The sequence below is a fragment of the Streptomyces maremycinicus genome (assembly GCF_001184025.1).
Classification (GTDB): Bacteria; Actinomycetota; Actinomycetes; order Streptomycetales; family Streptomycetaceae; genus Streptomyces; species Streptomyces maremycinicus.
Window position 1 is genome coordinate 393,037 of record NZ_BBYG01000013.1, and the last position, 14,285, is coordinate 407,321.

Consider the following 14,285-nt stretch of genomic DNA (forward strand, 5'->3'; position numbering starts at 1 on the left):
GGTCGGCGGGGCCGTCCGCCCGGCATGATGGGCGTCATGCGGATCACCATCAGAGAAGGCGGGCCCGACGACGTCCCCGTGATACTCGGCATGCTCGACAGCAGCGTGGAATGGCTGGTCGCGCAGGGGCGGCCCGGCCAGTGGGGGACGGAACCGCTCTCCCGGAGCCGGAAGACGGTGGAGTCGGTCATCCGGTACATGGACGAGGGCTGGGTGTTCGTCGCCGAGGCCGACGGCGTGCCGGCCGCCACCCTCACCCTGACCGACTCGCCCGGCGCCTATCTGGCGCACCTCCCGCCGCCCGGGGAGCCCGAGCGGTACATCCACTGGCTCGCCTCCGACCGCCGCTTCAAGGGCCACGGCGTGGGCAGCGCCCTGCTCGCGCACGCCGCCGAGGAGACCCGGCGGGCGGGCGTCGGCCTGCTGCGGGTGGACTGTTACGCGGGTGACGACCGCAGGCTGGTCGCCTACTACGAGGCCAACGGCTTCACCCCGACCGAGGCGTACACCGTCGGCGACCACGCGTGGCCGGGCCAGGTGCTGGCCCGGAGGGTACGGCCCCTGTCGGCCCCTGCCGCGTCCTCCGGGTGACCGGCGAGGGTGACAGGCCAAGGGTGGCCGGTCACGGGTGGCCGAATGACCGGGTCACGGGTGGCCGGTCACGGATAGCCGGATGACCGGGTCACAAAGGGCCGGTCACGGGTGGCCGAATGACCGGGTCACGGGTGACCGGGTCACCGGTGGCCCGTGACGGCGGGTGCCGTCACGCCACCGTGGCGAGCTCCCGGTCCTCCCGGGGCACGAACCGCACGATCGGGTGGCCGCGGTTCCAGCCCACCGCCAGGCGCAGGTTGCCCATCCGGGCCAGGACCAGGCCGACGGTGACGGCCGCGGCCGCCGAGACGGCACCGCCGGCCGCGAGGCCCGCGCGGACGCCGTACGCGTCGGTGATCCAGCCGGCGATCGGCGCGCCGATCGGGGCGCCGCCCATGAACACCATCATGTAGAGCGCCATCACCCGGCCGCGCATGGCCGGGTCGGTGCTCATCTGGACGCTGCTGTTGGCGGTGACGTTGACCGTCATGCCGAACATCCCGATCGGGGCCATGAGCAGGGCGAACAGCCAGAGGGAGGGGGCCATGGAGGCCACGATCTCCATCGTGCCGAAGGCCACCGCGCCGGCGACCAGGACCCGCATCCGGGCCGTGCCGCGCCGGGCCGCGAGCAGGGCGCCGGCCAGCGAGCCGACCGCCATCAGGGTGTTGAACAGGCTGTAGGAGCCCGCGCCCGCGTGGAAGACGTCGTCGGCGAAGGCCGAGAGATACACGGGGAAGTTGAAGCCGAAGGTGCTCACGAACCCGACGAGGACGATCGTCCAGATCAGCTCGGGGCGCCCGGCGACGTAGTGGAGCCCTTCGCGCAGCTGGCCCTTGCCGCGCGGGGCGCGCGAGACGGCGTGCAGATCGCGCGAGCGCATCAGCAGCAGGCCGACGAGGGGGGCGACGAAGGACAGCCCGTTGAAGAGGAACGCCCAGCCGGTCCCGACACCGGTGATCATCACGCCCGCCACGGCGGGACCGACCAGCCGGGCGGACTGGAAGTTCGCGGAGTTGAGGCTGACCGCGTTCTGGAGCTGGTCGGGGCCGACCATCTCGGAGACGAAGGTCTGGCGGGCCGGGTTGTCCAGGACGGTCGCGAGACCCACGGCGAAGGCGGCGACGTAGACGTGCCAGACCTCGACGTGGCCCGAGAGGGTGAGGACGGCGAGCGCGATGCCGGTGAGGGCCATCGCGGACTGGGTGAACAGCAACGTCCGGCGCTTGGGCAGCCGGTCGACCAGCACACCGCCGTAGAGGCCGAAGAGCAGCATCGGCAGGAACTGGAGGGCGGTCGTGACGCCGACGGCGGTCGCGGAGCCGGTGAGGCTGAGGACCAGCCAGTCCTGGGCGATGCGCTGCATCCAGGTGCCGATGTTGGACACGACCTGGCCCATGAAGAACAGGCGGTAGTTCCTGACCTTCAACGAGCTGAACATGGATGACTTGCGGGTGCCCGTGACGGGCTCCTCGGCAAGGGTCTCGTGGGTGGTCGGTGCGGGGGCGGAGTCTGCTCCGGATCCCGAACTCAAAAGGGTCGCCTCCTCATGGCCTGACGGCTGTCTACAGGTGTGCGAGTTTCTCCAGCACGGGGGCGGCGGCGCGCAGTTTCGCCCACTCGTCCTCGTCGAGGCCGTCGACCAGGGTGGCCAGGAAGGCGTTCCGCTTGGCGCGGCTCTCCTCGAGCATGGCCTCGGCCTGCTCGGTCTTGGTGACGACCTTCTGGCGCCGGTCCTCGGGGTGCGGCTCCAGCCGGACCAGGCCCTTCGCCTCCAGCAGCGCCACGATGCGGGTCATCGAGGGCGGCTGCACATGCTCCTTGCGGGCGAGTTCGCCCGGGGTGGCACTGCCGCAGAGGGAAAGGGTGCCGAGCACCGACATCTCGGTGGGGCTCAGCGACTCGTCGACCCGCTGGTGCTTGAGCCGACGGGACAGCCGCATCACGGCTGAACGCAGGGAGTTCACGGCGGCAGCGTTGTCGCCATGGGTGAGGTCAGGCATCTCTTTAGGATAACTCATTACCCTGGCTAAACAAGCTGAGGGGTGCCGGGATTCCCCGTGAGCCCGGCCACGGAAACCTCGTCATCACTCGAACGAGTGAGTAGGCAGCGGAAAGTGACCGTTCTGCGGTACGGGCCCGCGACCCTCGTCCCATGGGGACCAGTGTGCTCAGCCTGCGGATAGACGAGGAGCTGCTCGAACGGCTCCGGCAACATGCCGCCAAAAGGGGAATGAGCGTCCAGGACTATGTCGTCCAGACGCTCATTCGTGATGACTTCGACGAGCGGTTCCAGACCGCCGTCGAGGAGACGGAGAAGTTCTACGGCCTCACCTGAGCCCCCGCCGCGAGCGGGCGGACGGGGGTCGGGCGAGGCCGCGGGCCGTCGGACCGAGCCGGGCCGTCAGGTGAGGCCGAGGGCCGGCATCAGGTAGTAGAAGGCGAAGACGGCGGAGACCACGTACATCGGCACCGGGACCTCCCGGCCGCGCCCGGCCGCCAGGCGCAGTAGCACGAAGGTGATGAAGCCCATGCCGATGCCGTTGGTGATCGAGTAGGTGAACGGCATCATCACCATGGTGATGAAGGCCGGGATGGCGATGGTGAGGTCGGCCCAGTCGATCTCCTTGACCGAGCCGGCCAGGATCAGGAAGCCCACCGCCAGCAGCGCCGGGGTGGCGGCCTGGGACGGGACCATCGTGGCGACCGGCGTGAGGAACAGCGCGACGGTGAAGAGGCCGCCGGTGACGAGGTTCGCGAGTCCGGTGCGGGCGCCCTCGCCGACACCGGCCGTGGACTCCACGAAGGCGGTGGTGGCGGAGGAGGAGCTGGCACCGCCCGCGGCGACCGCGAGGCCGTCGACGAAGAGGACCTTGTTGATGCCGGGCATCTCGCCCTGGGCGTTGGTCAGCTTGGCCTCGTCGCTGACGCCCATGATCGTGCCCATGGCGTCGAAGAAGCACGACAGCAGGACCGTGAAGACGAAGAGGACGCCGGTCAGGACGCCGACCTTGCCGAAGCCGCCGAACAGGCTGAACTCGCCGATGAGCCCGAAGTCCGGGGTGGCGACGGGGTTGCCGGGCCACTCGGGGGTGGTGAGGCCCCAGGACGGGATCGTCGCGACCGCGTTGATGATCAGCGCGAGGACCGTCATCGCGACGATCGAGATCAGGATCGCGCCGGGCACCTTGCGGGTGATCAGCGCCAGCGTGAGCAGGGCGCCGAGGATGAAGACGAGAACGGGCCACCCGTTCAGGTGACCGTCGGCGCCGAGCTGGAGCGGGACGGTGGTGTGGGCGGCGTCCGGGATCCGGCTGACGAAGCCGGAGTCGACGAGCCCGATCAGCATGATGAACAGGCCGATACCGATACTGATCGCCTTGCGCAGGCCGAAGGGCACCGCGTTCATGACGCGCTCCCGCAGACCGGTGGCGACCAGGAGCATGACCACGAAGCCCGCGAGCACGACCATGCCCATCGCGTCGGCCCAGGCCATCCGGGGGGCGAGCTGGAGCGCGACCACCGAGTTCACGCCGAGGCCGGCGGCCAGGGCGATGGGCACGTTGCCGATCACGCCCATGAGGAGGGTGGTGAAGGCGGCGGTGACACAGGTGGCGGTGACCAGCTGGCCGTTGTCGAGCTGATGCCCGTACATGTCCTTGGCGCTGCCGAGGATGATCGGGTTCAGCACGATGATGTACGCCATCGCGAAGAAGGTGGCGAAACCGCCCCGGATCTCGCGGGGCAGGGTGCTGCCCCGTTCGGTGATCCGGAAGTAGCGGTCGAGGGCGCCGAAGACGGGCGTGGCTCCCGGCTGTTCCGGGGCGGGGACCTTGGCAGGGGCCGACGTGGGCATCTTTTTGGCGTTTCCTACGAAGAGAAGTGGTCAGAACCAAACCGTTTCAGTATGAACATATAACGTTCGGAACGGCCATCTCCGCGCGTAGATGTGACCGCCTCGTAAGCTGTGCCCCATGGAGAAGCGGACCCAGAAGTGGACCCCCAGGCACGAGGCGCCGGAGCCCCTGGAGGGCCCCGTGGTCGCCACCATCACCGGCGGCACGATCCTGTGGTTCGTCCTCTTCCTCGTCCAGCTCCCCTTCTACGGCTGGTACGAGGACCACGGCCGTGCGTGGTGGGTGTGGACATGCCTCGCGGGCGCCGGGCTCGGCCTCATCGGCATCTGGTACGTCCGCCGGCGGGACGCGGCGATCAAACGGGACGCGGCACGCGAGCCCGCCGGACCCGTCGGCCCGGCCACCGACTAGGGGCTGTCCCCCACCTGGCTCCCGGGGCGCTACTACCGAGGTACTGCACCGCGCCGCGCCCGTCCTCCCGAGGTCGGATCTTCGGCGTCCTCAGGGGGTGAAGCCCCAGATCCGCACGTACCGTCGAACCCATGGCCCATACCGACGCACCCGCCTCAGCGCCGACGGCGACCGGCCTGACCGCCGCCGAGGTCGCGGACCGCGTCGCGCGCGGCCAGGTCAACGACATACCCGTCCGCAGCAGCCGTTCCGTCGGCGAGATCGTCCGGGCGAACGTGTTCACCCGGTTCAACGCGATCATCGGCGTCCTGTGGGTGGTCATGCTGTTCGTCGCGCCCATCCAGGACGGCCTGTTCGGCTTCGTGATCCTCGCCAACACCGGCATCGGCATCATCCAGGAGTGGCGGGCGAAACAGACCCTGGACTCCCTCGCGGTCGTCGGCGAGGCCCGCCCCACCGTCCGCCGCGACGGCACGGCCGTCGAGGTCTCCACCTCCGCACTCGTCCTGGACGACCTCATCGAGATCGGGCCCGGGGACAAGATCGCCGTGGACGGGGTGTGCGTCGAGGCGGACGGACTGGAGATCGACGAGTCGCTGCTCACCGGCGAGGCCGACCCCGTCGTCAAGCGGCCCGGCGACCAGGTGATGTCGGGCAGCTTCGTGGTGGCCGGCGGCGGCGCCTTCCGGGCAACGAAGGTCGGCCGGGAGGCCTACGCCGCCCAGCTCGCCGAGGAGGCGTCCCGCTTCACCCTCGTCCACTCCGAGCTGCGCACCGGCATCTCCACGATCCTCAAGTACGTGACCTGGATGATGGTCCCGGCCGCCGTCGGTCTGGTCGTCACCCAGCTCTTCGTCAAGAACAACGACCTCAAGGAGTCCATCGCCCGCACCGTCGGCGGCATCGTCCCGATGGTCCCCGAGGGGCTCGTCCTGCTCACCTCGGTCGCCTTCGCGATCGGCGTCATCCGGCTCGGCCGAAAACAGTGCCTGGTGCAGGAGCTGCCGGCCATCGAGGGCCTCGCCCGCGTCGACACGGTCTGCCTGGACAAGACCGGCACGCTCACCGAGGGCGGCATGGACGTCACCGGCCTCAGCACACTCGACGGCTACGACGAGTCGTACGTACGCCGGGTGCTCGGCGCCCTCGGCGAGTCCGACCCGCGGCCGAACGCCTCCCTCCAGGCGATCATCGCCGCCTACCCGGACGCCGAGGACTGGCGCTGCACCGAGTCCCTGCCCTTTTCCTCCGCCCGCAAGTACAGCGGCGCCAGTCTCAGCGAGGGCAACGGCGAGAACGGCACCTGGCTGCTGGGGGCGCCGGACGTGCTGCTGGCCGACGGCGACCCCGCCCTCGCCGAGACCGAGCGCCTCAACGAGCAGGGCCTGCGGGTGCTGCTGCTGGCCCGCGCCGTCCGCGATCTCGACGACCCCGAACCCGCGCGCGGGGCCCGGCCCGCCGCGCTCGTCGTGCTCGAACAGCGGCTGCGGCCGGACGCCGCCGACACCCTGCGCTACTTCGCCGAGCAGGACGTCCGCGCCAAGGTCATCTCCGGCGACAACGCGGTGTCGGTGGGGGCGGTGGCCGCGAAGCTCGGGCTGGACGGCCGGACCGTCGACGCGCGCCGGCTGCCCACCGAGCCGGAGGACATGGGCCGGGCCCTGGACGAGGGCACGGTGTTCGGGCGGGTGACCCCGCAGCAGAAGCGGGACATGGTCGGCGCGCTCCAGGCGCGCGGGCACACGGTCGCGATGACCGGGGACGGCGTCAACGACGTCCTCGCCCTGAAGGACGCCGACATCGGCGTCGCGATGGGCTCCGGATCCGAGGCCACCCGGGCGGTCGCCCAGATCGTGCTGCTGAACAACAGCTTCGCGACCCTGCCGTCGGTGGTGGCCGAGGGCCGGCGGGTCATCGGCAACATCACCCGGGTGGCGACCCTCTTCCTGGTGAAGACGGTCTACTCGGTGCTGCTGGCCCTGCTGGTGGTCTGCTGGCAGGTCGAGTACCCGTTCCTGCCCCGGCACCTGACGCTGCTGTCCACCCTCACCATCGGCATCCCGGCCTTCTTCCTCGCCCTCGCCCCCAACAGGGAACGGGCCCGGCCGCACTTCGTCCGCCGGGTGATGCGCTACTCGATCCCGGGCGGGGTGGTGGCCGGCGTCGCGACCTTCGTCACCTATCTGGTGGCCCGTCACCACTACACCGGCGCGGGCTCCCTGGAGGCCGAGACCAGCGCGGCGACCCTCACGCTGTTCCTGATCTCGATGTGGGTGCTGGCGATCATCGCCCGGCCCTACACCTGGTGGCGGGTGCTGCTGGTGGCCTCGATGGGCGCGGCGTTCGTGCTGGTGCTGGTGGTCCCGTGGCTCCAGGACTTCTTCGCGCTGAAGCTGGTCGGGATGACCATGCCGTGGATCGCGGTGGGCGTGGCGGCGGTGGCGGCGGTCGCCCTGGAGTTCTCCTGGAGATGGGTCGACCGCCGCTTCCCGGCCTAGGCCGGGCCCCCGCCGCCTACTTGACGTCGACGAAGTCGCCCGCCGCGCTGACCGCCGGGGTCGTCGTGGTGCCGGCGAAGCTCCAGCGGTAGGAGCCGTCCGCGGCGGCCTTGACCGTGGTCTTCAGGGCGCCGGTCGAGCTGGTCCTCACGGTCTTGACCGTGCTGTAGGTGGTGCTGCCCTTCTTCTTGAACTGGAGCTTCACCGGCTGGGCCGCGTAACCGCCGAGCTTGTTGGTGTCCCAGTTGGCGCGGGTCAGCTTGCCCGTGACCGTGAGGGTCTTGCCCTTCTTCACCGGCTCGGGCGTGGCGTCCGCCGTCAGCTGCGCCTGGCGCTGCACGTTGACGGCGCCCAGGTTGCCCTGCCACTTGAGGTCGGCCTCACCGGTGGCGTCGTGCGGGACGGCGAGAGCGCCCACCTTCCAGGTGCCGGCCTGGCCGTTGGCCAGGTCGTCGTACGCGCTGGAGGCGGTGGGCCGGAACTGGATCTTGGCGGTGCAGCTGAGGACGGTCGTGGAGACGGTCTTGCAGGTGCCCGGCTCGTCACCGGCGATGATCTGGGCGTTCGCGTTGAGCGTGGTGCCCCGGTAGAGCACCGGGCCGTTGTCGAAGGAGCTCACGGCGAGGCTCGCGGGCTTCGTCACGGTGTACGTGGCGGTGACGGTGACCTTGGCCGAGGGGCCGACCACGACGGCCTTGCCCGCGTTGACCTTCACGGCGGAGAAGGTGACGTTCGGCGCCGCCGTCGGGGCGGCCTGGGCGGCCGGGACGGCGAGGGCGGACAGAGCGAGGGCGCCGGAGGAGGCGATCACGAGGGCGCGTATGCGCATGGTGTTTCCCTTGAGGAGCGGGTGAAGGTGCGGAAGCTGTGGGAAGGCGGCGAAAGGCCGGCCCCGGAACTCCGGAGCCGGCCCCTTCTTCCGCGCTGTGATGTCGGTGACGTGGTGTCGGTGACGCCGTGTCGGTGACGCCGTGTCGGTGACGCCGTGTCGGTGACGCCGTGTCGGTGACGTCCTACTTGACGTCGATGAAGTCACCCGCGGCCTTGACCGCCGGGGCGGTCGTGGTGCCGACGAAGCTCCAGCGGTAGTAGCCGTCCACGCTCGCCTTGACGGTCGTCTTCAGACCACCGGTCGAGGTGGTCTTGACCGACTTCACCGTGGAGTAGGTGGTGGAGTTCTTCTTGCGGAACTGGAGCTGGGCGTACACGCCGGAGTAGCCGCTGTACTTCGCGGTGTCCCAGTTGGCGCGGGTCAGGCTGCCCGTGACGGTGATGGTGGCGCCCTTCTTCACCGGCTCCGGCGCCGCGTTGACCGTCAGCTTGGACAGCCGCTGGAGCTTGGTGGTGGCCAGGGCGTCGCCCTCGGCGTAACCGACCTTGGTCCAGTCGATGTCGTCCTCGCTGTACGGGTCGACGTCGTTCCAGTCGATGACGTAGCCGAGCGCCTTCCAGGTGGTGGCGTCGGCGTTGTAGAGCTCCTCACCCGGGAGGATGTCGATCGTGCCCTTGCAGGAGGCGACCGTGGCCGAGGTGTTGGTGCAGGACGGCCAGTCGTCGCCCACGAGGATGTTGGTCGGGTCGTCGTACGCCCCGCGGTAGATGACCAGGTCCAGCTCGGTGTCGTCGGCGGTGACGTCGACGCCCGCGCCGTGCGTGACCGTGAAGGTGACCGGGACGGTCACCTTGCCGGCGGTACCGGCGACGATCGGCTTGCCGCTGTTGATCCGGACGTTGCCGAACTTCGCGTCCAGGGCGTACGGGGTGCCGGTGTCGGCGGCGGTGGAACCGGTGAAGGCGCTCTTGCCGGAGGTGGCCGCGTGCAGGGCCTTCAGGGTGTCGACGGGGTTGTGCGTGTCGCTGCCGGTGGCCTGAGCGGCCGGCACGGCGAAGGCGGACAGGGCCAGGGCGCCGGTGACGGCGGCCACGGTGGCTCGTATGCGCATTGCGTTCCCCCTGAGGAGAGGGGCCCGGACGGTGGCCGTTCGCACGGCTCGTCGTAGCATCCGGGGCCCAAAGTGATCGTGGAGTCTCTTGACTCACGTGATCAGATGCCTGCCGGGGGCGGATGGTTGTACGAACGCTGTGAAGTTCGTGGAAAAAATCTTCACACCCGCCGGCCCGTCCCCCGGCAGGCCGCCATCCGTCCCCGACGGCCGGTCCGCGTCAGTCGAACCAGCGGTCGCGGGCCAGCTCCGCGGTCCGTGACGGGTCCTCCAGCAGCGCCGCGACCTCGAAGCGCCGCGGCCACTGCCGCGCCGCCCAGGCGAGCCCGGCGGCGACGCCCTCCAGGGTCGCGGCGTGCAGGACACCGTCGTCGGTCAGCCGCCAGTCGATCTCCACACCGTCGACGACGAGTTCCTCGTGCTCGACATACGTGTCGAGCGTACGCGGCCCCAGCAGCACCCGCACCGGCTCCGGCACCTCGTGCTCGACGCCCTCGGAGTCGACCCGACCGGTCACCGACTCGCTCAGCCGTCGCACCTGGAACAGCTCGGCCAGCTCGGCGGCCCGGGCGGGCCGTACCGGGAGCAGCGGCACACCCGCGGTGAAGGGCAGCAGATCGGGCGAGTCGACGACGACCGCGTCGGCCGCGTCCACGACCTCGACCTGTCCGTCGACGACGGCCCGCAGCTCGTCCGGCAGGGTCACCTGCTCGGGATCCAGCTCGGCCAACGCGCCGTAGAGGCCGTGCAGTCGGGCGGCCGTGACGGGTCGTTCGGGATCGGCGAGGCGGTCGAGGAGTTCGGCGGCGCCACCGGGCTCGTCGAGGAGCGCGGCCACGGTGGTGCGCACGCCGAGGGCGCGCAGCACCTGCTCGTCGTCGAAGCCGGTGGCGTCGGCCTCCTCGTACAGCCCGTGCAGCAGCGGATCCCCGCCGGCCGCCAGCAGACCGGCCGGACGGCGGCCGTCGAGCACCGGGTTCCCGCGCAGCCACCACGCGGTGTACGGCCGGACGACCTCGTGGGTGCCGTCCGGCAGCAGGATCCGGACCGGCTGGGTGAGGGCGTCGCGCAGCGGCGGCCGGGCCAGCAGCGCGAGCGCCTGGGGCCAGCGGTCCTCGTCGACGAGGTCGAGGTCGCGGACGGCGACCAGCTCGGTGGCGACGGGCGGCACCGGGCTGTCCGGGAACCGGTCGAGGATGTCCTCGCACCACACGTCGACGGCGTCCAGCAGGCCCGCGTCGTCGGGCTCGGCGAAGTCCCCCTCGCGGGGCTCCAGTTCGTCGGGGTCCAGGACGACGTCGGTGGCGCGCACGAGCGCGAAGTTCGCGAGGACACCGCAGGCGGCCAGCGGCTGTTCGCCCCACCGCTCCGCCAGTTCGGCGTCGACGAAGGCGAGTTCGTCCTCCCGGATGACGGAGGCGAACGGGCTGCCCGGCAGCACCAGTTCACCGGCGGGGACGAGTTCCCCCTCCTCGTCGGGCAGCGCGAGGGCGCCGAGCCACGGTTCGTCGCCGGGCTCCAGGTCCGCGTCCCGGACCAACGCGAGCACCGTGTCGGCGAGTTCCTCGGCGTCCGGAGTGTCCCGCTCGTCCCAGGCGCCCCGGTCGTCGTCCAGGGACGCGGCGACCGCGGCCCGCACCTGCGGGGTGGTCAGCACGGCACGCGGCGTCGCGGGCAGCGCGCCGAGCTTCTCCAGGAGCGGGTGCGCGGCGTCCTGGTGGGCGACCTTCAGGCCGAGGCGGGCGAGGACCTCCGGGTCGGGACCGGCCGTGTCCGCCGTGGGCAGCAGCACCTGGCGGGGGCCGATGGTGGTCCGCCCGTCGGCCAGCGGCACCGGCAGCCCGGAGAGCCGGTCCGGGTCGACCCCGGCCAGGCTGTCGTAGAGCCGGTACCACCACTGCGGGTCCTTCTCCAGGCCGGCCAGCCGGTCCACGGCGTCGGCGAGCGGGACCCGGGCGACACCGAGCGTGCGCAGCTCGACGCGCCGCTCCAGCCCGGCGGGCAGCAGGGTGGGCAGCACCTCCGCCAGCACCCGTACGGTGTCGGCGCCTGCGCCCTCGACCACCTCGGCGTCCCGGGGCCGGAGCGCCTGCGGGAACTCGACCGCGTCCTCGGTCTCGTCGTCGGGGACGGGCCGGACGGCGGGCGGCAGGAACGCGGTCCGCGGCAACCGCTCGAGGATCGCCTGGCGCAGCGCCCCGTCGAGTTCCCCCTTGCCCAGCGGGCCGGGCACGAGGTCGATGATCCCGGCGCCCACCGGCCGCCAGTCGGCCAGCAGCCCGGCGTACGCGTCCGCCGCGCGCCGCACCAGGTGGTCGGTGAGCGGTCCGGGGGCGGCGTGCCGGCGGGTGGTGTCCAGCGGGAAGGAGGCGATGAGCAGGGCGGGCACGCCGAGGGGCTCGTCGCTGGGGGTGGGGGCGTGCACGACGGGGGTGGTGCGGGGCCGCGCCGGCGAACCGTCCTCGTCGACCGGTACGGCCCAGGTGAGCGACCAGTGGGGGCGCAGCCGCTCCTCCACCGGGCGGTCGGCGAGGAGGTCGGGCGTGAGGGGGCCGTCCGCGGCGGCGACCCGCCAGCGGGTGGTCCCGTCCCGGGTGTCCGTGACGACGGTGAGGGCGGCGTCGTCGGCGTCGGTGTCCCGGCGCAGGACGCGGGGGGCGTCGTCGCCGATCTCGACGACGACCTCTTCCAGGCCCGGGAGGGCGAGGAGGAGGGCGTCGTCGACGGCGGTGAGGAGCCGTTCGGCGAGGTCGGCGGCGGCGGTGTCGCGCAGGGGCAGGATGACGGCCGTGTCGTACGGGTCGGGCGCCGTGCCCTGGGCGGCGAAGGGGAGCCGGAGCAGGGGCACATGCCCGTCCCGGCGCCGGATCTCGTCACCGAGCCCCGGGCTGTGCCGGGCGGTCTCGGAGGCGAGCGCGCGGGCCTCGACGAGGTCCCAGCGGACACCGCCGTGCCGCCCGACGACGGCGGGCTCGTCGGTGACGGCGATGACGGCGGCGAAGCCGACACCGAACCGTCCGACGGCCCCGGCGGACTGCCGGGCCTCGCGCTTGGCGGAGGCACGCAGGGTGGCGAGGGACTCCACACCGGCGGCGTCCAGGGGTGCGCCGGTGTTGGCGGCGACGAGGACGCCGTCGCGGAGGGTGAGCCGCAGCCGCCCCGGCACCCCGGCCCTGGCCGCGGCGTCGGCGGCGTTCTGAGCGAGCTCGACGACGAGCCGGTCCCGGTACCCGCCGAGGACGAGGTCCTCCTCGGCGTTGGCGTCCTCCCGGAAACGCGCGGGGCTCGTGGCCCAGGCATCCAGCACTCCGCGACGCAGGCGGGCCGTGCCGAAGGGGTCCGCGCCCTCGGGTGCCGGCCGCACGAACTTGCTCACGTTCACTCTCCTCATCGGCGTGGCCACGAAGGTACCGCGCGGCGGAGTGACGGCAGAACGTCCCGCTGGGCCGCGCCCGGACCCTGGGCGCCCCTACATCACAATCACACAACGACTGCCGTGGCCCACCGGCGGAACGGCCGGAACGGGCCCCGCGGGGACCCGGGAGGCCTCGGGGACCGCTCCGAGGAACAGCCCGCACGGGCGGACCCGGAAGCCGCCGTTCCCGGCCCGGCACCACGCCGGGAGCGCCGGCCGAAGGCCCCGGAGCCGCCGGGACGGCATCCGGGACAGCGTTCGCGACCGCTGCGGGGACCGCCTCGGGGGCGGCCGTCGCAGGCCCGGGGAGCCGGTGGCGCCAAGGCCCCGAGGGCGTGTCCTAGGAGTGGCCCAGTTCCGCCGCGTCCGTGTCCGTCGTCTCCGGGACGGAGCCCGAGTCCGCGGCAGGGCGGAGCGGGAAGGGGTCGACCCGGGTCTCGTCGATCACCGGCGGAGCCGGCCGCGGGGGCGTCGGCATGACCGCCGCCTCCGAGTGGCCGCCGCAGCCGTACGCCAGGGAGACCACCCGGCCGTCGGCCGGGGAGAACTCGTTGGCGCAGACGCCGAAGGCCTGGCCCAGGGAGCCGCCGATGGGAGTGAGGAAACCGCAGCTCACGCAGGACGCGGGGGCCGCCTGGGCCATCGGCGTCTTGGGGCCGAAGCCGTCCTCCCAGCGGTCGGCCGCGGTGTGCAGGCCGTAGCGGGACAGGACCCGGGCACGGCGCAGGCCCAGTTCCTCGGCGACCGCCGCGATGGTGCCCCGGCGCGGAGCCGCCGGGAGGGCGGCGGGCGGGGCCGGCGTCACCTCCGCGTCCTCCGCCTCCACCAGCTCGGCCATCTCCTCGGAGAGGGGCGAGTTCGGCGTCGGCTCGTCGGAGTCGAAGTAGCCCGGCTGGAGGCGCGGATCGTCCTCGCCGGTGTAGCCGGGCTCCAGACGCAGGTCCTCCGCGTCGGTGGGGAGCAGGTCGCCGGGGCCCATGTCGCCGGGGCGCAGGCGGTCGCTCCACGGAACCCACTCGGGGGCCAGGACCGCGTCCGGGCCGGGCAGCAGGACCACCTCGTCGAGCGTGACGATCTTGGCGCGCGAGGCCCGGGCGACCGTCGCCGCCCAGCGCCAGCCTCGGTAGCCCAGTTCCTTGCACTCGAAGTAGTGGGTGACCACCCGGTCGCCCTCGGAGACCAGCCCCGCGTGCTCACCGACCACGCCGGGGGCGGCCGCCTCCTCGGCTGCGGCGCGGGCGAGGTCGACGGCCTCGGCGCACAGGCGGTCGGGGGTGCGGCTTCGCGTGGTCGCTGCGCTCACAGGTATCGCTTCTCTCCTACGCCGTCTCTCGGTGCGCCGGCCTGAAGGCGGCGGGTGCGGACGGAGCGGCTGGAGGTACCTCCCAGGCCTTCAGGCACTGGGGGCGGGCCGCGTCGACGTCCGCGCCCGATCGCGCTCGGGCGCACCTGCTGTCATCCATTCTGCGGGATGGCCGGGAGGCGCGCGGCCGAGAACAATCGCCACGGCGCGCTACGCACGCTACCTGCTCGCGGACGCTCGGCCTACACCGACGGGACGTTTCCC

The 14,285-nt window shown here is 72.2% G+C and carries 11 protein-coding genes; 4 read left to right on the forward strand and 7 right to left on the reverse strand.

The genetic code is table 11. From position 1 onward, the window contains the following. Positions 1 to 36: 36 nt before the first annotated feature. A complete protein-coding gene (locus tag AOQ37_RS17380) occupies positions 37 to 591 on the forward strand; it encodes a GNAT family N-acetyltransferase (RefSeq protein ID WP_062645439.1) in 555 nt (184 codons plus the stop codon). A 172-nt stretch (positions 592 to 763) separates the two neighbouring features. Here AOQ37_RS17380 and AOQ37_RS17385 read toward each other — a convergent pair whose 3' ends face one another. Further along, on the reverse strand, positions 764 to 2,128 hold the full coding sequence (locus AOQ37_RS17385) for an MFS transporter (RefSeq protein WP_107085221.1): 1,365 nt from the start codon (positions 2,126 to 2,128) through the stop codon (positions 764 to 766). A 31-nt stretch (positions 2,129 to 2,159) separates the two neighbouring features. Then, a complete protein-coding gene (locus AOQ37_RS17390) occupies positions 2,160 to 2,597 on the reverse strand; it encodes a MarR family winged helix-turn-helix transcriptional regulator (RefSeq protein WP_057600790.1) in 438 nt (145 codons plus the stop codon). A 152-nt stretch (positions 2,598 to 2,749) separates the two neighbouring features. On the opposite strand from AOQ37_RS17390, the gene AOQ37_RS17395 reads away from it, so the two are divergent. Further along, a complete protein-coding gene (locus AOQ37_RS17395) occupies positions 2,750 to 2,932 on the forward strand; it encodes a CopG family antitoxin (protein WP_020130247.1) in 183 nt (60 codons plus the stop codon). 66 nt (positions 2,933 to 2,998) lie between these two features. On the opposite strand, the gene AOQ37_RS17400 is transcribed toward AOQ37_RS17395, so the two are convergent. Next, positions 2,999 to 4,450 carry an NCS2 family permease gene (locus AOQ37_RS17400; protein ID WP_062645441.1) on the reverse strand — a complete coding sequence of 484 codons (1,452 nt, stop codon included), beginning with the start codon at positions 4,448 to 4,450 and terminating at the stop codon, positions 2,999 to 3,001. 118 nt (positions 4,451 to 4,568) lie between these two features. On the opposite strand from AOQ37_RS17400, the gene AOQ37_RS17405 reads away from it, so the two are divergent. Both AOQ37_RS17405 and AOQ37_RS17410 read left to right on the forward strand, forming a co-directional pair. Continuing rightward, on the forward strand, positions 4,569 to 4,862 hold the full coding sequence (locus tag AOQ37_RS17405; protein WP_062645442.1) for a DUF2530 domain-containing protein: 294 nt from the start codon (positions 4,569 to 4,571) through the stop codon (positions 4,860 to 4,862). A 131-nt stretch (positions 4,863 to 4,993) separates the two neighbouring features. Continuing rightward, positions 4,994 to 7,360, forward strand: coding sequence for an HAD-IC family P-type ATPase (locus AOQ37_RS17410; RefSeq protein WP_062645443.1), 2,367 nt, complete (start codon positions 4,994 to 4,996; stop codon positions 7,358 to 7,360). Between the two features lie 16 nt (positions 7,361 to 7,376). Here AOQ37_RS17410 and AOQ37_RS17415 read toward each other — a convergent pair whose 3' ends face one another. From AOQ37_RS17415 to AOQ37_RS17430, 4 genes are all read right to left on the reverse strand, one after another. After that, complete coding sequence (locus tag AOQ37_RS17415) at positions 7,377 to 8,189, reverse strand: hypothetical protein (protein ID WP_062645444.1); 813 nt, start codon at positions 8,187 to 8,189, stop codon at positions 7,377 to 7,379. A gap of 184 nt (positions 8,190 to 8,373) precedes the next feature. After that, positions 8,374 to 9,303: a hypothetical protein gene (locus AOQ37_RS17420; RefSeq protein ID WP_062645445.1), complete on the reverse strand. Its 930-nt coding sequence runs from the start codon at positions 9,301 to 9,303 to the stop codon at positions 8,374 to 8,376. A gap of 220 nt (positions 9,304 to 9,523) precedes the next feature. After that, positions 9,524 to 12,679: a sacsin N-terminal ATP-binding-like domain-containing protein gene (locus AOQ37_RS17425; RefSeq protein ID WP_062645446.1), complete on the reverse strand. Its 3,156-nt coding sequence runs from the start codon at positions 12,677 to 12,679 to the stop codon at positions 9,524 to 9,526. Positions 12,680 to 13,058: 379 nt separating this feature from the next. Further along, complete coding sequence (locus AOQ37_RS17430) at positions 13,059 to 14,021, reverse strand: DUF3027 domain-containing protein (RefSeq protein WP_062645447.1); 963 nt, start codon at positions 14,019 to 14,021, stop codon at positions 13,059 to 13,061. Positions 14,022 to 14,285: the final 264 nt, after the last annotated feature.